General features: G+C 64.7%; 17 protein-coding genes. 11 read left to right on the top strand and 6 right to left on the bottom strand.

The features are described from left to right. The first annotated feature begins 74 nt into the window (after positions 1–74). The 6 genes from CDQ92_RS02455 (at position 75) to CDQ92_RS02430 (ending at position 5,927) form a co-directional block, all read left to right on the top strand. Positions 75–884, top strand: coding sequence for a division plane positioning ATPase MipZ (locus CDQ92_RS02455; RefSeq protein WP_373289673.1), 810 nt, complete (start codon positions 75–77; stop codon positions 882–884). 28 nt (positions 885–912) lie between these two features. Then, positions 913–2,295, top strand: a complete 1,383-nt coding sequence (pgmG, locus tag CDQ92_RS02450; protein ID WP_088439750.1) for a phosphoglucomutase/phosphomannomutase PgmG — start codon at positions 913–915, stop codon at positions 2,293–2,295. Between the two features lie 183 nt (positions 2,296–2,478). Then, complete coding sequence (lptB, locus tag CDQ92_RS02445) at positions 2,479–3,297, top strand: LPS export ABC transporter ATP-binding protein (RefSeq protein ID WP_088439748.1); 819 nt, start codon at positions 2,479–2,481, stop codon at positions 3,295–3,297. A 138-nt stretch (positions 3,298–3,435) separates the two neighbouring features. Further along, entirely contained in the window at positions 3,436–4,905 is a 1,470-nt protein-coding gene (gene rpoN, locus CDQ92_RS02440) for an RNA polymerase factor sigma-54 (RefSeq protein ID WP_088439746.1), read from the top strand. A gap of 187 nt (positions 4,906–5,092) precedes the next feature. Beyond that, positions 5,093–5,218, top strand: coding sequence for a type B 50S ribosomal protein L36 (ykgO, locus tag CDQ92_RS02435; protein ID WP_003046794.1), 126 nt, complete (start codon positions 5,093–5,095; stop codon positions 5,216–5,218). 97 nt (positions 5,219–5,315) lie between these two features. After that, complete coding sequence (locus CDQ92_RS02430; protein WP_088439744.1) at positions 5,316–5,927, top strand: HAD family hydrolase; 612 nt, start codon at positions 5,316–5,318, stop codon at positions 5,925–5,927. Here the strand turns inward: CDQ92_RS02430 and CDQ92_RS02425 are convergent. After that, complete coding sequence (locus CDQ92_RS02425; RefSeq protein WP_088439742.1) at positions 5,912–7,351, bottom strand: serine hydrolase domain-containing protein; 1,440 nt, start codon at positions 7,349–7,351, stop codon at positions 5,912–5,914. The two genes, CDQ92_RS02430 and CDQ92_RS02425, sit on opposite strands and share 16 nt — an antisense overlap. A gap of 107 nt (positions 7,352–7,458) precedes the next feature. Then, positions 7,459–9,621, bottom strand: coding sequence for a S9 family peptidase (locus tag CDQ92_RS02420; RefSeq protein ID WP_229667578.1), 2,163 nt, complete (start codon positions 9,619–9,621; stop codon positions 7,459–7,461). A 68-nt stretch (positions 9,622–9,689) separates the two neighbouring features. Between CDQ92_RS02420 and CDQ92_RS02415 the strand changes: the two genes are divergently transcribed. From CDQ92_RS02415 to CDQ92_RS02395, 5 genes are all read left to right on the top strand, one after another. Next, entirely contained in the window at positions 9,690–11,516 is a 1,827-nt protein-coding gene (locus CDQ92_RS02415; RefSeq protein ID WP_088439740.1) for an aminopeptidase P family protein, read from the top strand. A gap of 4 nt (positions 11,517–11,520) precedes the next feature. Continuing rightward, the gene (locus CDQ92_RS02410; protein WP_229667577.1) at positions 11,521–11,985 is read left to right on the top strand and encodes an acyl-CoA thioesterase; all 465 of its coding nucleotides are present in this window, start codon (positions 11,521–11,523) and stop codon (positions 11,983–11,985) included. Between the two features lie 264 nt (positions 11,986–12,249). Then, a complete protein-coding gene (locus CDQ92_RS02405) occupies positions 12,250–12,717 on the top strand; it encodes a hypothetical protein (protein WP_088439738.1) in 468 nt (155 codons plus the stop codon). 34 nt (positions 12,718–12,751) lie between these two features. Then, a complete protein-coding gene (ribD, locus tag CDQ92_RS02400; protein WP_088440532.1) occupies positions 12,752–13,696 on the top strand; it encodes a bifunctional diaminohydroxyphosphoribosylaminopyrimidine deaminase/5-amino-6-(5-phosphoribosylamino)uracil reductase RibD in 945 nt (314 codons plus the stop codon). A gap of 8 nt (positions 13,697–13,704) precedes the next feature. Then, positions 13,705–14,319 (top strand): riboflavin synthase, encoded by a 615-nt coding sequence (locus CDQ92_RS02395; protein WP_088439736.1) that lies wholly within the window; start codon positions 13,705–13,707, stop codon positions 14,317–14,319. Positions 14,320–14,349: 30 nt separating this feature from the next. Here the strand turns inward: CDQ92_RS02395 and CDQ92_RS02390 are convergent, their stop codons facing one another. Genes CDQ92_RS02390 through CDQ92_RS02375 form a run of 4 tightly spaced genes read right to left on the bottom strand, consistent with a single transcriptional unit; the run spans position 14,350 to position 17,535 of the window. Continuing rightward, positions 14,350–14,820 carry an MmcB family DNA repair protein gene (locus CDQ92_RS02390; protein WP_088439734.1) on the bottom strand — a complete coding sequence of 157 codons (471 nt, stop codon included), beginning with the start codon at positions 14,818–14,820 and terminating at the stop codon, positions 14,350–14,352. A gap of 15 nt (positions 14,821–14,835) precedes the next feature. After that, positions 14,836–15,384 carry a single-stranded DNA-binding protein gene (ssb, locus tag CDQ92_RS02385; RefSeq protein ID WP_088439732.1) on the bottom strand — a complete coding sequence of 183 codons (549 nt, stop codon included), beginning with the start codon at positions 15,382–15,384 and terminating at the stop codon, positions 14,836–14,838. Between the two features lie 31 nt (positions 15,385–15,415). After that, entirely contained in the window at positions 15,416–17,287 is a 1,872-nt protein-coding gene (gene feoB, locus CDQ92_RS02380) for a ferrous iron transporter B (RefSeq protein WP_088439730.1), read from the bottom strand. Beyond that, positions 17,284–17,535, bottom strand: coding sequence for a FeoA family protein (locus tag CDQ92_RS02375; protein WP_088439728.1), 252 nt, complete (start codon positions 17,533–17,535; stop codon positions 17,284–17,286). Before CDQ92_RS02375 ends, feoB begins: the two co-directional genes overlap by 4 nt. Positions 17,536–17,562 lie beyond the last annotated feature (27 nt).

The following is a 17,562-nucleotide window of genomic DNA, read 5'->3' as shown; positions in this document are numbered from 1 at the left end:
CGGCGCTTATGCACCACCGACGCGGCCGCCATGCCGCGCCAACAGGAAAATCGCAACGGCCCATGACGAACAGCGTGATCAAACCCGCCCCGCATCGCATCATCTTTGCCAATGAAAAGGGCGGGACCGGCAAATCGACCTGCGCGGTGCATTTTGCGGTCGCGCTGGCGAGCCAGGGCTGGAAGGTCGCCGGGCTCGACCTCGATCCGCGCCAGCGCACCTTTCACCGCTATCTCGAGAATCGCACCAACACGGCAAAGCGCCGCGACATCGAACTGCCGATGCCGCAGTTTGAAGTGTTCGAGGGGGCGACGATTGAAGAACTCGACGCGCAGGTCGCGCGCATGACCGCGGATTGCGACTATTTTGTCGCCGACACCCCGGGGCGCGACGATGTCTTTGCACGCCATCTGGCGATGACCGCCGATACGCTGGTCACTCCGATCAACGACAGCTTCATCGATTTCGACCTGATCGGCCAGGTCGACCCCGAGACATTTCAGGTCACCCGCCCCAGCTTTTACTCCGAACTGATCTGGGACACGCGGAAAGCCCGCGCCAAGACCGACGGGCGGACGATCGACTGGATCATCCTGCGCAACCGGCTCCAACATGTCGACGCGCACAATATGCGCCGCGTCGGCGAGGCGCTGAGCCAGCTTTCGCGCCGCGTCGGTTTTCGCGTCATCCCGGGGCTTGGCGAGCGCGTCATCTATCGCGAGCTGTTCCCCGCCGGGCTGACCCTGCTCGACAAGGCGCATCTCGGCGGCATGGGCATCGGTCATGTCGTCGCGCGGCAGGAACTGCGCGAGGCGATGGGCGGATTGAACCTTCCCGCGCGCGAGCGGTTTCATCCCGACGGCGATCTGTTCGCTGCCGCCTGAGATTTCTCTCTCCCAACGAGGACCAACGATGACCCATATCTTCCACCCCACGATGCTGCGCGAATATGACATCCGCGGCGTCGTCGGCGACACGCTGTCGGACAAGGACGCCTATGCCATCGGGCGCAGTTTTGCGACGCTGGTTGCGCGCGGCGGCGGCAAGCGTGTCGCGGTCGGCTATGACGGGCGGCTGTCGTCGCCGATGCTGTGCGATGCGCTGGTCGCGGGGATTAACGCCGCGGGCGTCGACGCCCTCAACGTCGGACTCGGGCCGACGCCAATGCTCTATTACGCAGCCTCAACCGAAGATGTGGACGGCGGCATCCAGATAACCGGTAGCCACAATCCCCCCGACTATAACGGCTTCAAATTTGTGATGCAGGGGCGGCCTTTCTATGGTGCCGATATTCAGCGGATCGGCGAAATGGCTGCCGCGGGGGATTGGGCCGTTGGCGACGGTGTCACGCAGAGCATCGATATCATCGATGCCTATGTCGACCGGCTGGTCGAGGGTTTTGCCGGCGGCGCCTACCGGGTCGGCTGGGATGCGGGCAATGGCGCGGCGGGGACCGTCATCGAAAAACTGACGGCGAAGTTGCCAGGCGAGCATCATTTGCTGTTCACCGACATCGACGGTCATTTTCCGAACCACCATCCCGATCCTACCGAAGAGAAGAATCTGGCCGATTTGCGTAAGCTTGTCGCCGAGAGGAACCTCGATTTCGGCGTCGCTTTCGACGGAGACGGCGACAGGATCGGTGCGATCGATGGCGACGGCCGGGTGATATGGGGCGACCAGTTGCTGCAGATCTATGCCGCGGCGCTGCTGCAGGACATGCCCGGCGCAACGATCATCGCCGATGTGAAAGCCAGCCAGGCGCTGTTCGATCGGGTCAGCGAACTCGGTGGGACGCCGCTGATGTGGAAAACCGGCCACAGCCTGATCAAGGCGAAAATGAAGGAGGTCGGCAGCCCGCTCGCGGGCGAGATGAGCGGCCATGTGTTCTTCGCCGATCGCTATTATGGCTATGACGATGCGCCCTATGCCGCGGTGCGGTTGATCGAAGCAGCGACGAAGCTGGGGCAGAGCGTCACCGAGCTGCGCGCGGCGATGGCGCCGATGGTCAACACGCCAGAGCTGCGTTTCCAGGTCGATGAGGTGCGCAAATTCGCCATTGTCGACGAAGTTCTGGCGCGGCTGACGGCGTCGGGCGCCAAGGTCGATCGCACCGACGGCGCGCGCGTGCTCACCGACGACGGCTGGTGGTTGCTCCGCGCGTCGAACACGCAGGATGTGCTGGTGGCGCGCGCCGAGGCGAACGACGACGCGGCGTTGGCGCGGTTGCTCGCCGCGATCGACGAACAGCTCGCCCTGTCGGGGATCGCACGCGGACCGCAAGCGGGGCATTAGTCTCTATCTCCCTTCCAGGGAGGCGCCGGGGGTGGGCATGCGGCCAAAAAAAAGCCTGCGGCGACTCACCCCTAACCCATCCCTCGGAGGGAGGGGAGCAGCCCTGCAAATATCTTGCCAGATTGACCTTGGCGGCGCTCCTCGGGTAACGCCCGTGCATATGTCCTCAGGAAGCGATCCAGCATGACCCACGACGAAGCGACCCCGGCGACGCGGATAGCCGACGCCGATCATGGCGTCGCGGAGCATAAGGCGCATGCGCGCGACGATGCGGCGGCGGGCAACGGTCTCGCGGTCATTTCGATCGCCAAAAGCTATGACAAGCGCGTCGTGCTGTCCGACGTGTCGCTCTCGGTCGGCAAGGGCGAGGTCGTCGGCCTGCTCGGCCCGAACGGCGCCGGCAAGACGACCTGTTTCTATTCGATCATGGGGCTGGTGAAGCCTGACGCGGGGCGCATCATGCTCGACGGGTCGGACATCACCGCGCTGCCAATGTACCGCCGCGCGATCCTGGGGCTGGGCTATCTGCCGCAGGAAACCTCGATCTTTCGCGGCATGACGGTGGCGCAGAATATCAGCGCGGTGCTCGAACTCGCCGAACCCGACAAGGTGTCGCGCGAGAGGCGGCTCGAGGAATTGCTCGACGAATTCGGCCTGACCCGGCTGCGCGATGCGGCGGCGATGGCGCTGTCGGGTGGCGAGCGGCGCCGCGCCGAAATCGCCCGCGCGCTGGCCGCCAATCCGTCGATCATGCTGCTCGACGAACCGTTCGCGGGCATCGATCCGCTGTCGATCAGCGACATCCGCGACCTGGTCGCCGATCTGAAGACGCGCGGCATCGGGGTACTGATCACTGATCACAATGTCCGCGAAACGCTCGACCTCGTTGATCGAGCCTGCATCATTTATGACGGCAAGGTCCTGCTCGCGGGGTCGCCCGAGGAGCTGGTCGCGGATCCAGAAGTGCGCCGCCTCTACCTCGGCGAGGGTTTCTCGCTGTGATTTTTGCGGACCGCCGCCAGAAAAATTTCCGTGTGTCCCCGCGAAGGCGGGGACCCGTCTCCGGTAGGTTCGAAATAGCGCCGACCAGAGATGGGCTCCCGCCTTCGCGGGAGCACGGCGGGAAATAATATAGCCGCCATGGCGTTGGGTCCGCGCCTCGATCTCCGCCAGTCGCAATCGCTGGTGATGACGCCGCAGCTGCAGCAAGCGATCAAGCTGCTGGCGCTGTCGAACCTCGAACTCGAAGCCTATCTGGCCGAGGCGCTGGAAGGCAATCCGCTGCTCGATGCGACGCCCGGCGATAACGATGGCAGCGCAGCCGACACGAATGACGGCCTGGGCGATGACGCGCCCGTGACGGAGGCGGCCTCGCTCGACGCCGACCATGCCTTATCGTCGGATAGCGGCACCGCGAACGACCTCGATGTCGATATGACCGCTGAAAGCTTTCACCACGACAGCGCCAGCGACAATGTCGGCCTGTCGGGCAGCGACAGCGAGGGCATCGATTTTGACAGCTTCGCGGGCGAGGACGAGACGCTGCACGGTCATCTGCTCGCGCAGGTCGGCGAACGCTTCAGCGGGCTGGAAGCGATGATCGCCGAGCAGCTGGTCGCCTTGATCGACGACACCGGATATTTGCGCGCTGACCTGGCCGAGGTCGCGCAGCGGCTCGGCGTGCCACTCGCGCTGGTCGAGAGCGTCCTCGCGGGGGTGCAAGGTTTCGACCCATCGGGGGTCGGCGGGCGCGACCTCGCCGAATGCATTGCGATTCAGGCACGCGAAGCCGATCGTTATGATCCCGCGATGGCCACGATGATCGCGCATCTCGATCTGGTCGCCAAAGGTGCCTTTCCGCAATTGAAGCGTATCTGCGGCGTCGACGACGAAGATCTCGCCGACATGATCCGCGAATTGCGCAACTATGATCCCAAACCCGGGCTGAAATTCGGCGGCGATGCGACGCAGGCGGTCGTCCCCGACCTTTTCATTCGCCAGACCGCCAAAGGCTGGGCGGTCGAGATCAACAGCGGCACCCTGCCGCGGCTGCTCGTCAATCGGCGTTACTACACCGAGCTAGCGACGGGCGCGGCGGCAAAGAGCAAGGCGTGGCTGTCCGAACAGCTGGCGAGCGCCAACTGGCTGGTCCGCGCGCTCGACCAGCGCCAGCGCACGATCGTCAAGGTCGCAAGCGCGATCGTCAAGCAGCAGGAGGGCTTTTTCCTGCACGGCGTCGCGCACATGCGCCCGCTGACCCTGCGTCAGGTCGCCGAAGAAATCGGCATGCACGAATCGACGGTCAGCCGCGTCACCAGCAACAAATATCTCAGCTGCCCGCGCGGGCTGTTCGAACTCAAATATTTCTTCTCGAGCGGCATTTCGGCGACCGACGGCGACGGCGCGGTGTCATCCGAGTCGATCAAGAGCCGGATCAAGGCGATGATCGAGGCCGAGGATGCCAAGGCTATTCTGTCCGACGAAACGATCGCGCAGAAATTGTCCGCCGAGGGCCACGACATCGCGCGGCGCACTGTGGTGAAGTATCGCGAGGCGATGGGGTTTGGCTCGTCGGTGCAGAGACGGCGGCAAAAGGCCCTGGCAGGGTAGCGATCCCGTCGCCCCCGCCGAAGGCGGGGGCCGCTGGCGGTTTATGCAGCGGCGTCGCGTAAGCCGGACAACGGTGCCCGCCTTCGCGGGGACGACGTTTTCTCTTCGCCAGCCGGTTGACTTTTTACCCGCATCCCCATAGTTGCGCCGCTTCGCGTCAATACGCCAAGATTTACGGACAAGAACCATGAAGATTCGCAACAGCCTGAAGTCGCTGAAGGACCGCCACCGCGATAACCGCGTTATCCGCCGCCGTGGCCGCACGTATGTGATCAACAAGACCAACCGCCGCTTCAAGGCGCGCCAGGGCTGATGCCCCGGCGCGGGGTGATTTCACCCCGTTTGCTTTTGATGACCAGCGTAACGCCGTCGGATGCTTCCGGCGGCGCTTTCGCGTGTCTGGAGGGCGTATGATTCGCCAAAGCGTGATCTTCGACGTCGGCCGTGTCCTGTTTGACTGGGACCTGCGCCATCTGTTCGCCAAGCTGATTGCCGATGAGGCCGAGCTGGAATGGTTCGTGACGCACGTCGTCACGCCGCAGTGGCATTTCCAGCATGACGCGGGCCGCCCACTCACCGACATGCTGCCCGAGCGCAAGGCCGAGTTTCCCGACCATGCCGCGTTGATCGATGCCTATGCCGCGCGCTTCAACGAAACGATCCCGGCGCCGATGCCCGGCAGCCTCGAACTCGTCGAGCGGCTCGACGCGGCGGGCGTGCCTTTGTTTGCGATCACCAATTTCGGGCATGAATTCTGGGAAGGATTCCGTCCCACCCAGCCGATCTTCGACCGCTTCCGGGACATCATCGTTTCCGGCACTGAAAAGCTGATGAAGCCCGATCCCGCGATCTATCGCCTAGCTATCGAGCGATTCGGGATCGACCCTGCGGGGGCTCTGTTCGTCGATGACGTGGCGGCCAATGTCGCGGGGGCCGAATCACTCGGTATCGCCGGCCATTTGTTCGAAGGCGCGGCGATGCTCGAGCGCGATCTGGTGGTCCGTAGCTATTTGCCGGGCTGATCGAAGCGCAGGACGAGTCGGCGGCCGGTGGCAATCTCGGCGGTAAAGCTGCCGTCGGCTTGCGCGCGCAGGTCGGCGATGCCGAATGGGTTGACGAGGCTGGCGCGGGCCAGGCCGCCCTCAGGATCGAGCCCGACCAGCGTCAGCGGCGCGTCGGTTCGCTGCATCGCGGTACCAAAATAGCCGCGCATCGCGGTGTGCTGTTCGGCAGTGCCGATGCATAGCCCCTGTTCGATGCGGAAACGGACGGCGCCTTCGACCGCCGCATCGCCAAATGTCCCGCGGTAGCGTTGTGCGCCGACCGGACAGGCGGTGGCGATAAGCCCTGCCGGGGCTGGCCGGAACGGCGCCGCGATCATCTGCGCGGTGGGTTCCATCCGCGACACCCATGAGGCATTTGCCAGCACGCTGACCGCGGTGCGTTCGGCGCGCCATAGTCCGACGGTGCTGCGCGCGCCGATCGTGCTGCCATTGTGGTGAACAAAGGGCGCGCCGTCAGGGTCGCGGCTGATGCGCCAGCCGAAACCGACGCCATAGTCGAGCTCGCCCGCTGGGCGCCCATCGGCGAGCCGCACCGGCACCAGCATGGCGTCGAAGGTGGCGGGGCGGACGATCTTTGCGTCGATCATCTGCCCGCCAAAGGTCGCCACCGCGCCCGCCGTCCCGCTCAGCCCGCCGCCGCCCCAGGTATAGCTGAAGTCATGCCGCGGCATTTCGACGATGCGCCCGGCATCGAAACCATAGGCGCGCGACGCATTGGTATCGCCGCTGTGCGTTGCGTCGGCGCGGATCGCGAGCCCGGGGACCAGTTGCCGCGTCACATAGTCGGGGAAGGATTGGCCAGCGTGCTCCTCCACCCAGGTGCCGAGCAGCGTGTATCCCCATGACGAGTAGCTGTAAGCGGTGCCGGGCGGGCTTAGCAGGTCGCGATCGGCAAAGATGGCGACCGCCTCGCGCCCGGTCTGATAATGCACGGCGCCGCGATCGCGATCGACGTCCTGATAGTGCGGCAGCCCCGATGTATGCGCGGCGAGTTGGCGCGGGGTGATCGCGGGCCAGCGGGCACCGAGCCATGGCAGCTGCGCTTGTACCGGTGCGTCAAGGTCGAGCTTGCCCTCTTCCGCAAGCTTTGCGGCAGCGGTGACGGTGAACAGCTTTGACACGCTGGCAAGGCGGAACAGTGTATCGTGCGTCACCGGGGCGCCGCCTGTTACATCGCGCAGGCCGCTTGATCCATCCCAGACGATCTGGCCATCCTGCCACACCGCGGCGCCCATGCCCGGCACGCCGTTGGTCTCGCGTAGCGTGTCGAGCAGGCGCTGGGAAATCGTCGCTGCATCGGCAACCGGTTCGGCTTCGGCGTACACAGCGCTTGTGAGCAGCGCCCCTGCGCCCAGAAGCTGCACCGTCAATCTTATGGTCATCAAATCCTCTCCCTCTGTGCTGGGGAGGGAATGATTGCCAATTGTCGCACCCCTGTACCGAAATGTCGCGCGCCTGTCGCAACCGGCGCGCTATCGGTACCGGTACATTATTTCTCCACGCCGAGCTGCGTCAGCACAAAAGCAAATTCCTCGGCATCTTCGCGCAGCGCGCCCCAGCGGCCCGACTTGCCCGCATGACCCGCGCCCATGTTGGTGCGCAGCAGCAGTTGGGCATCGTTGGTGCGCGTCGCGCGGAGCTTGGCGACCCATTTGGCAGGTTCCCAATAGGTCACGCGCGGGTCGTTGAGCCCCGCCGACACCAGCATCGGCGGATAGGCTTTGGCGGTCACATTGTCATAGGGGCTGTAGCTCAACATGAAGTCGAACGCCGCCTTGTCGGTGATCGGATTGCCCCATTCGGGCCATTCGCCGGGGGTCAGCGGCAGCGTTTCGTCGACCATCGTGTTGATGACATCAACGAAAGGTACCCCCGCGAGCACCGCGCCCCATAATTCGGGCGCCTCGTTGTAGACGACCCCCATCACCTGCCCGCCCGCAGAGCGGCCCTCGATCGAAATCTTGCCGGCGCTGGTGTATTTCGCCGCGATCAGGCCTTTGGCGGCGTCGATGAAATCATTGAAGGTATTTTTGCGCGCGGTCGTCTTGCCCGCGAGATACCAGGCGCGGCCGAGATCGTCGCCGCCGCGGACATGCGCGATCGCATAGATCATGCCGCGATCGACCAGGCTGAGCCGGGTGGTCGAGAAACCCGGCGGGACGCGGTAGCCGTAGGAGCCATAGACATAGAGGTGCATCGGCGCGCTGCCGTCGCGCGGGGTACCTTTCTTGTACACCAGCGACACCGGCACTGGCGTACCGTCGCGCGCGGGCATATTTACCAATTCGGTTACATATTCGTCCTTGGTGTAACCGGACGGTATCTCTTGCACCTTCAGCGTTTCAAGCTTTTTGCCAGCGACATCGAAATCGAACACCGTGTCGGGGGTGACCATCGATTCATAGTCGAGGCGCAGCTTGTCCTGATGATATTCGGGATTGTCGCCCAGCCCCGCGACATAGGTCGTCTCGGGGAATTGGATGCGGCCGGGGGTCAGCGGGGCGTCGTAACGACGGATATCGACCTGATCGACGCCCTGCTCGCGCGCTTCGACGACGAAATAGTCGCGAAAGATCGCGAGTCCGGTGATGTAGGTCGCGTCCGAGCCGGGGATCAGCGTCTTCCACTCGCCGGGCTTGGCGAGGCTCGCGGTGGCGACGCGGAAATTGGCGTGTTCGTCGTTGGTATGGATGTAGAGCGTCCCCTCGCGCTCATCGACGCTGTACTCGCGGCCCTTTTTGCGCGCGGACACGAGCAGTGGCTTGGCTTCGGGATTGTCGGCGGGGAGGAGATAGACTTCGCTCGTCTCGTTATCGCCCGTCGCGATGACGATATAATTGTCCGCCGCGGTCTTGCCGATGCCGACCCCGAAACCGATGTCGGCTTCCTTATAGAGCAATTTGTCTTCGCTCAGCGGGGTGCCGAGCTTGTGCAGGCGGACATTGTCGGTGCGCCAATTCTCGTTGGCGAGACCATAGAGCAACGCGTCGCTGTTCAGGGTCCACACCAGCGACGACAAGGTGCCGGGGATGACGTCGGGCAGCGCCTTGCCGGTCGTGAGATCGGTGAAGCGGACTTCGAAGCGTTCGGAGCCATTGTCGTCGACCGCATAGGCCATGAGCTTGCCGTTGGGGCTGACCGCAACGTCGGAGAGGCGGAAATATTCCTTGTCCTTGGCCATCGCGACTTCGTCGAGGATCAGGGCCGTTTCACCACCCGCGACGGGCTTGCGGTACCATTTCTTATATTCGGCGCCCTCTTCATATTCGACCCAATAGATCCAGTCGCCGTCCTTCTGCGGCACGCTCGAATCGGCTTCCTTGATCCGGCCCTTCATTTCCTGGAACAGGGTTTCGACGAGCGCCGCGTGCGGCTTCATCGCCGCGTCGAAATAGGCGTTTTCGGCCTTCACATAGTCGAGCACATCCTGGTCATCGATCACCGGATAGCTCTCGTCTTTCAGCCAGTGATAGGGATCTGAGAGTGTTTTGCCGTGCAGAACCGTCTCGTGCGGGCGCTTCTCGGCGACCGGGGCGGCGGGCAGGGCAGGGGTCGGGCTGGTCAATGCGGCGTCTTTCTGTTGGGCGAGCAGGGGCGTTGATGCGACAAGCGGGGTGGCAATTACCGCCAGAAACATCCAAATAGCGCGCATCAAAAATTCCCCCGCGGTGTCGCCCGATATGGGCGGGATCGCCGCGATGTAGAAACAAGGAACGTCTGATGTCCAGCGCCATCCATGCAGAACGTCTCGCCCGCGTCCGCGCCGCATTGAAAGCGCAGGGCCTCGACGGCTTTGTCGTGCCGATCAGCGACGAGCATATGAGCGAATATGTCGGCGATTATGCGCAGCGCATGGCGTGGCTGACGGGCTTTGGCGGCTCGGCGGGGACGGCGGCGGTGCTGCCGACCAAGGCCGCGGTGTTCGTCGACGGGCGCTATACGGTGCAGGTGCGCGACCAGGTCGACGGGTCGCTGTTCGACTATGTCGGGGTACCGCAGTCGAGCGTTGCCGAATGGCTGGGTGCCAATGTCGCTGCGGGGCAGAAGATTGGCTTCGACCCCTGGCTGCACGGCATCGACTGGGCGCGTTCGCTCGGCCGCGCTTTGACCGCCAAGGGTGCAACGCTGGTCGCGGTCGATATCAATCCGCTCGACGCGGCGTGGGATGACCAGCCGGCGCCGAGCGCGGCGCCGGTCGCGGTCCACGACGTCGCGCTCGCGGGACAGAGCGCGGTCGAGAAGCGCGAAGTGATCGCCGACTGGCTGAATGTAAACGGTCTCGACACCACGGTGATGACCGCGCTCGATTCGATCGCTTGGACCTTCAATATTCGCGGCACCGACGTCAGCCACACCCCGGTCGGGCTGGCCTTTGCGTTACTGCATTCGGATGCCACCGCTGATCTGTTCATCGCGCCTGAAAAGGTCACCGACGCGGTGCGCGCGCATCTGGGCAACAGCGTGCGGATCCATGATCGCGGCGCGTTCGAAGCGGCGCTCTCTGACCTCAAGGACAAGAAAGTCGCGGTCGATCCCGACCGCGCGGTCGCGGCGATTTTCACCGCGCTGGAAGCGGCCGGGGCGAAAATCGAACGCCACCGCGATCCCGCAGTGCTGCCCAAGGCGATCAAGAACGAGACCGAGCTGGGCGGCACCCGCGCCGCGCATGTCCGCGATGGTGTCGCGGTGGCGCGCTTCCTGCAATGGATGGAGGATGTCGCGCCGCAGGGTGGGCTCGACGAACTTGGCGCCGCGGCAAAGCTGCGCGCGTTCCGCGAAGAGGGCGGCGGGCTTGTCGATCTATCGTTCGACACGATCTCGGCCGCGGGGCCGAACGGCGCGTTGCCGCATTACAAGGTCGATGAGACCACGAATCGTGCGATCGAGACGGGGACACTTTACCTGGTCGATTCCGGCGGGCAGTACGCCGATGGCACCACCGACATCACGCGCACGATCGCGATCGGCGCGCCGACTGCCGAAATGCGCCGCCGCTTCACCCAAGTGCTCAAGGGTCATATCGCGCTGGCCACCGCGCGCTTTCCCAAGGGGACCCGCGGCAGCCAGCTCGACATCCTCGCGCGCCAGTACCTGTGGGCCGACGGGGTCGATTATGCGCATGGCACCGGCCACGGTGTCGGCACATATCTGGCGGTTCACGAAGGACCGCAGCGCATCGCCAAGCCCGCAGGCGGACAGGCGGGGACCGAGGAGCCGCTCCACGCGGGGATGATCCTCTCGAACGAGCCCGGCTATTACAAGGCCGGCGCCTTCGGCATTCGTATCGAAAATCTGGTGATCGTGGTGCCGCTCAGCATCGACGGCGCCGAAGAGGATATGCTGGGGTTCGAGACGATCACCTTTGCCCCGATCGCGCAAAATCTGGTCGAAACCGCGTTGCTGTCGTCCGCCGAGGCCGACTGGCTTGATGCCTATCATGCCGAGGTGTTCGAAAAGCTGGCGCCGGGAATGAGCGCGGACGACCGCGGCTGGCTTGCAGCCGCCTGCGCGCCGCTCGACCGCACCGCTGCCGCACTTGCGGCGTAAGCTGGTGTTGGACCGCAGCAACTGGGATGTGCCGCTGGACGATTTTCGCGTGCATGAGACGGTACGGGTGCGTTTCAACGAGATCGACGGGCAGAACATCGTCTTCAACGGCAATTATCTGATCTATGCCGATATCGGGGTGACCGAATATTTCCGCGCGCTTGGCGAAGGCCAGCCCGGACCCTATTTTCACCAATATGGTACGGACATCCGCGAGACGCGGTGCGAAATCGAATATCATGCCCCGGCGCGACTGGACGAGCAGATCACCATCGCGGCGCGGGTGAGCCGTTTCGAGCGGACGAGTTTCACCGTCCATTGCGCGATTTTTCGGGGTATCGAGCGGCTGACCGACATCGCGATCAGCTATGCGCATATCGACCTTGATAGCGGCGGCGTGACGGCGTTGCCGGGCAGTTTTATCGCCGAAGTGCGCCGATTCGAAAAGCGGATGCCGCTGCAAGCGTGAATCGCGAATCGCTGGGCAACTGCTCACCTCCGCTTCTCTCAACCAAAAAGGTCGAAAAAAAAGGGCCACCCGAGGGTGGCCCATGAAAGTTTTGGGAGAGGATGCCTAAAAGGCATGCTCATATTGCAGCGCACAAAAAATTGTGCAACTGCGAAATGAGCATCTGCTATTGCATTTTTTGCAATCGTTAGCAGGTGCTGCCTTCGTTCGGTGCAATCGTCCATCCCCCTCGCAAATTGCCGCGACATCGCCTAAATTGGGCCAATGGGACTTTTTAAGACTGTTGATGTCGGCGGCGGCCTGTCCGATTTCTGGGCCTATATCCGTCAGCCGCGCCCGCACCGCTGGGCCAGCTGGGGCGTCGCAATCACCCTGCCGCTCGTCATTTTCTATGGCTTTTCCCAGCAGCTCATCCCCTATGAAAAGCCCGAAACAAAGATTATCTATTTCGAGAACTGGGCGGCGGACCGCAGTGCGGACGAGATTCGCGCCGAATGGGTGGCCCGCGCCAAGGAAACGACGCGTCGCAACGCCGAAAAGCGTGCCGAATATCAGCGACTGGCCGACATGATGGGGGTCGAATATGATTCGGCCGAAGCCGACGAGGTGACTCGCGAAACGCTGGGCGAAGAAGCCGCGGCGGCGGCTCGGCAGAAAAAGCCGGTGGCCGCCCAGCGCTCGACCATCGCCGAGCGCGCGGCGCGCGGGCCGCAATCACAAGTCGCCAACTGAGCGCATGCAGCGCGCTCCCGCCGATGCCGACTGGATGGCGGTCGCCATCGCCTTGTCGCGGCGGGGCCGACCGACGGCGGCGCCCAATCCCAATGTCGGTTGCCTGATCGTCAAGAGCGGGAGGGTCGTCGGACGCGGCTGGACGCAGTCCGGAGGCCGACCCCATGCCGAGGCGGTGGCGCTGGCGGCGGCAGGCGAGATGGCGAGCGGCGCGACAGCCTATGTTTCACTGGAACCTTGCGCCCATCCAAGCCCGCGCGGCCCCTGCTGCACCGACACGCTGATCGCCGCAGGCGTCTCGCGCGTCGTCCTCGCCGCGCAGGATCCGGATCGCCGCACCGATGGTCAGGGCATCGCACGATTGCGGGCGGCGGTGATCGAGGTCGTCACGGGAGTGCTCGCGGCCGAAGCGCGCGCCGTGATGGCGCCCTGGTGGACGCGGCAGGCCGCTGGACGGCCGTTTGTCACGCTCAAACTCGCGACTTCGCTCGACGGGTACATCGCGATGGGCGACGGATCGAGCCGCTGGATCACCGGCGAGCGGGCCCGTGCGCATGGTCATCTGGAACGCGCGAGCCATCAGGCAATCCTCGTGGGGCGCGGGACATTGGTGGCCGACAGCCCCAGCCTCGACGTGCGGTTGGCGGGACTGGAAGATCGCAGCCCGACGAAGCTGCTGCTGACTTCGGGCAAAGCACCTGACGGATGGACGGCCGTCGCTTCCCCCGAATCGATCGACGGCGTCGATTCGGTGCTGGTCGAGGGCGGCGCCGGGGCGGCGTCGGCCTTCCTCGCCGCCGATCGCGTCGACCGGCTTTTGCTCTACCGCGCCCCGATCCTGATCGGCGGCGGCAAGTCCGCCCTCGGCGACATCGGCCTGACCGATCTGGCCGACGCCCATGGCCGCTGGCGCCAGACCGACAGCCGCCTGCTTGGCAGCGACCGGCTCGACGTTTACGAGCGGATCAGAGAAGGATAACGCGCCCCATGTTCACCGGCATCATTACAGACATCGGCACCGTTCGTTCGCGCGAAGATCGCGGCGATACGCGGCTAGTCATCGCCACCCGCTACGACACCGCGACCGTTGACCTGGGCGCCTCGATCGCCTGTTCGGGTGCGTGCCTGACCGTCGTCGACAAGGGGCAGGACGCCGATGGTCATTGGTTCGCGATCGACGCCAGCGCCGAAACGCTGGCCTGCACCGCAGCAGGGATGTGGGACACGGGTCGCCGCCTGAACCTCGAACGCGCATTGAAGGTCGGCGATGAACTGGGCGGGCATATCGTTACCGGCCATGTCGATGCAGTAGGGACCATCGTGTCGGTCGTCCCGGTGGGCGACAGCGTGACGGTCACCGTCGCGGCGCCCGCCGCGCTGGCGCCGCATATCGCGCCGAAAGGATCGATCACCATCGATGGCGTGTCGCTGACAGTGAACGACGTGACCGACCAACCCGATGGCTGCGCGCATTTCACCTTGAACCTTATCCCGCACACGCAGGCGATGACGACGCTCGACGAAGCGGCGGCGGGGCGCCCGGTCAACCTCGAGATCGACATCCTCGCGCGCTATCTGGCGCGGATGCAGGCGCGTTCCTGATCCGTCCCCCCGCCTTCGCCGAGGCGACGGTCAAGTTTCCATCCATCCCGCCGCCAATTCGGGGTCCGTTGCCACCATCGACCGCCGCATTGCGAGCCTGCCGACGCGCAGCAGTTCCGCCTTGCGCCGCGCTGGGGCGAGGTTGCAGCTTGCCGCTTCGCGCACGAGCGCGGCGCCATAGCGGTCGGCGATGATCAGGCCCGAAGTTTCGGGGCGATAGTCGGGCGTATCGAGGATCGCAGGGTCCAGCCCCGATGCAAGCGCCCAGTAAAAATTGTCGCACCAGTCGCAATAGTCCGGCCATTTGCCGTCGCCGTGCAGGTCGGCGCGGCTGACCTTGATCTCGACGATCGTAATATTGCCCTTGGCATCGATGGCCGTGAGGTCGGTGCGCCGCCCGTTGGGCAAAGGCACTTCAGGGATTGCGACCAGCCCCGCCTGCGCGAACAGACGGCACACGCCGCGCGCAACGTCCGCGGCGGTGATCTGTTCGCTCAGCATCGTGTCAGTTTATCGTCAGAACGGGACGTCGTCGTCCAGGTCGTCGTCGAACGGCGGGCGTCCGCCGCCGCTGCCGCCGCTGCCGCCACCGGACGATCCGCCCGAGCCGCCGCCCTGGTTCCAGCCGCCGCCCGAGCCACCGCTCGACCCGCCGCCGCTGCCCCAGCTATCCTCGCCACCACCGCTGCGCGAACCGCCGCTGCCGCCGCCGGGCGCGCCGTCGAGCATGGTCAGCGTGCCGCCCATGCCAGCAATCACCACTTCGGTGGTATATTTGTCGTTGCCATCGCGGTCCTGCCATTTGCGGGTGCGCAGCGAGCCTTCGATATAGACCTTCGAGCCCTTTTTCAGATAGCGCTCGACCACGCCGACCAGCCCTTCGCCGTTGATCACGACATTATGCCATTCGGTGCGCTCCTTGCGCTCGCCGGTCATGCGGTCCTTCCACTGTTCGCTGGTCGCGATGCGGATGTTGGCGATCTTGCCGCCATTCTGGAACGACTTGATTTCAGGATCGGCGCCGAGATTGCCGATCAAAATTACCTTGTTGACGCTGCCAGCCATGCCGCTCCGCTCCGCTAGAAAGTTGGAAGGATCAGCCTAGTCCAAAGGCAACGGCTGTCCAGTATGTGATGCCAGCAGCGGCATAGGCGAGCGCGAACAAATAGCCAACCATGAACAGCGGCCATTTCCACCCGTTTGTCTCGCGCCTGGTGATCGCAATCGTCGAAATACACTGCGGCGCAAATACGAACCAGGCGAGGAAGGCGAGCGCGGTCGCGATGCTCCAGCGGCCCTGCAAACGCTCGCTCAGCGACTGCGCCATCGCTTCCTCATCGTCGCCCGCCTCGATCGCATTGGCGGTGGCGAGCGCCGACACCGCAACCTCGCGCGCCGCCATCGCGGGGATCAGCGCGAGCGCGATGTCATGGTTAAACCCGATCGGTGCGACGACGACTTCCAGCCCGCTCGCGATGCGCCCGGCGACGCTGTAGTCGACCTGGCTTTCGCGGCTGTCGGTCGGCACCTTGGGATAGCTGAGGAGCAGCCACAGCGCGATCGTGGTGACGAAGATGATCGTCCCGGCGCGGCGCAGGAAGATCCACGCGCGCTGCCACAGCGCGATTCCGACATCGCGCAGCCGCGGCCATTGGTAACGCGGCATTTCCATCATGAAGCCCGCCGCGGTCCCCTTGGCGAGGGTGCGGCGCAGCACCAGCGCGACGACCAGCGCGCCGACGATGCCCGACAGATACAGGCCGAACAGCACCAGCCCCTGCAACCCGACCGGCGAACCGCCGACATTGGTGTTCGGGATGAAGGCGCCGATGATCAGCGTGTAAACGGGCAGCCGCGCCGAACAGGTCATCAGCGGCGCGATCAGGATCGTAGTCAGCCGGTCCTTCGCATCAGGGATCGCGCGCGTCGCCATGATCCCGGGGACGGCGCAGGCAAAGCTGGAGAGCAGCGGGATGAAACCGCGCCCTGACAGCCCGACCTTCGCCATGATGCCGTCCATCAGGAAGGCGGCGCGGGTCATATAGCCCGTGGCCTCGAGCAGGAGGATGAAGAGGAACAGGATCAGGATCTGCGGCAGGAAGACGACCACCGACCCGACGCCGCCGAGGATCCCTTCTATGATCAGCCCGCGCAGGAAACCGTCGGGCAGCGCGGCATCAACCGCGCCCTGCAACGCGCCAATGCCGCCTTCGATCCAGCCGATCGGGGCTTCGGACCAGGCGTAGACCCCCTGGAACATTACGAACATCAGCGCGAGCAGGATCAGGAAGCCAGCGACGGGGTGAAGCAGCACGGCATCGACGCGCTGGGTCCAGCGGCGCACCGGATTTTCGGACAGCGTCGCGGCGCGCGCGATCGCGCGGGCGCGCTGGTGCAGCGCCGCGTCGGACGGCGGCGGGGCGGACTGCGGGGTCGTCTGCGTCTGGTGCGACAGGATCGCGCCGTCGACCGCGGCGAGCAGGTCGGTCAGCCCGCGCTTGCGCACGGCGACGGTCGGCACCACCGGCACGCCGAGTTCGCGCGACAGGATCGCGGGATCGAGCGTCAGCCCGTCGCGCTCCGCCAGATCGAGCATGTTGAGCGCGACCACCGTCGGCAGCCCGAGCGCGATCAGTTCGAGCGCGAAGCAGAGATGATTATCGAGATTGGCGGCATCGACGACGACGACCAGTGCGTCAGGACGCCGTTCGCCCGCCTGCTGGCCCAGCACGACATCGCGGGTTACCGCCTCGTCAGGGCTGGCGGGGGTCAGGCTGTAACTGCCGGGCAGGTCGACCAGCGACATCGGCCGCCCGTCGGCGAAGCTGGCGTGGCCCGCCTTGCGCTCGACGGTGACGCCTGGATAATTGGCAATCTTTTGCCGCGCGCCCGTCAGCGCGTTGAACAGGCTCGATTTGCCGGCGTTGGGATTGCCGACCAGCGCGATCGCCGGGATGGCCGCGGTCATGGTGCGGTCGACGCCACTTCGATCATCGCCGCTTGCCGCGCGCGGATGATCACCTGCATCCGACCGATCGCCAGCGCCAGCGGGTCGCGCGAAAACAGGCTGCCGCGGTGCAGCGGGGTGACTTCGATGCCCTCCATCAACCCGAATTCGCGCAGCCGTCGCCCCTCGTCATGCGACATTTGATCCCAATCGATACGGGAAATGCGGACGGCTACGCCGAGCTGGGCAGAATCGAGCTTTGGGTTCATTTGCTAGCGATTATCAATAACAGGCGA

Source organism: Sphingopyxis bauzanensis (assembly GCF_002205675.1).
Taxonomy (GTDB): domain Bacteria; phylum Pseudomonadota; class Alphaproteobacteria; order Sphingomonadales; family Sphingomonadaceae; genus Sphingopyxis; species Sphingopyxis bauzanensis.
This window is presented reverse-complemented; position numbering and strand designations above follow the sequence as displayed.

Bases quoted from the DNA above. Each gene is read 5' to 3' on its own strand.
- pgmG (WP_088439750.1), top strand. From the start codon at position 913: ATGACCCATATCTTCCACCCCACGATGCTGCGCGAATATGACATCCGC.
- lptB (WP_088439748.1), top strand. From the start codon at position 2,479: ATGACCCACGACGAAGCGACCCCGGCGACGCGGATAGCCGACGCCGAT.
- rpoN (WP_088439746.1), top strand. From the start codon at position 3,436: ATGGCGTTGGGTCCGCGCCTCGATCTCCGCCAGTCGCAATCGCTGGTG.
- ykgO (WP_003046794.1), top strand. From the start codon at position 5,093: ATGAAGATTCGCAACAGCCTGAAGTCGCTGAAGGACCGCCACCGCGAT.
- CDQ92_RS02430 (WP_088439744.1), top strand. From the start codon at position 5,316: ATGATTCGCCAAAGCGTGATCTTCGACGTCGGCCGTGTCCTGTTTGAC.
- CDQ92_RS02425 (WP_088439742.1), bottom strand. From the start codon at position 7,351: ATGACCATAAGATTGACGGTGCAGCTTCTGGGCGCAGGGGCGCTGCTC.
- CDQ92_RS02420 (WP_229667578.1), bottom strand. From the start codon at position 9,621: ATGCGCGCTATTTGGATGTTTCTGGCGGTAATTGCCACCCCGCTTGTC.
- CDQ92_RS02415 (WP_088439740.1), top strand. From the start codon at position 9,690: ATGTCCAGCGCCATCCATGCAGAACGTCTCGCCCGCGTCCGCGCCGCA.
- CDQ92_RS02405 (WP_088439738.1), top strand. From the start codon at position 12,250: ATGGGACTTTTTAAGACTGTTGATGTCGGCGGCGGCCTGTCCGATTTC.
- ribD (WP_088440532.1), top strand. From the start codon at position 12,752: ATGGCGGTCGCCATCGCCTTGTCGCGGCGGGGCCGACCGACGGCGGCG.
- CDQ92_RS02395 (WP_088439736.1), top strand. From the start codon at position 13,705: ATGTTCACCGGCATCATTACAGACATCGGCACCGTTCGTTCGCGCGAA.
- CDQ92_RS02390 (WP_088439734.1), bottom strand. From the start codon at position 14,820: ATGCTGAGCGAACAGATCACCGCCGCGGACGTTGCGCGCGGCGTGTGC.
- ssb (WP_088439732.1), bottom strand. From the start codon at position 15,384: ATGGCTGGCAGCGTCAACAAGGTAATTTTGATCGGCAATCTCGGCGCC.
- feoB (WP_088439730.1), bottom strand. From the start codon at position 17,287: ATGACCGCGGCCATCCCGGCGATCGCGCTGGTCGGCAATCCCAACGCC.
- CDQ92_RS02375 (WP_088439728.1), bottom strand. From the start codon at position 17,535: ATGAACCCAAAGCTCGATTCTGCCCAGCTCGGCGTAGCCGTCCGCATT.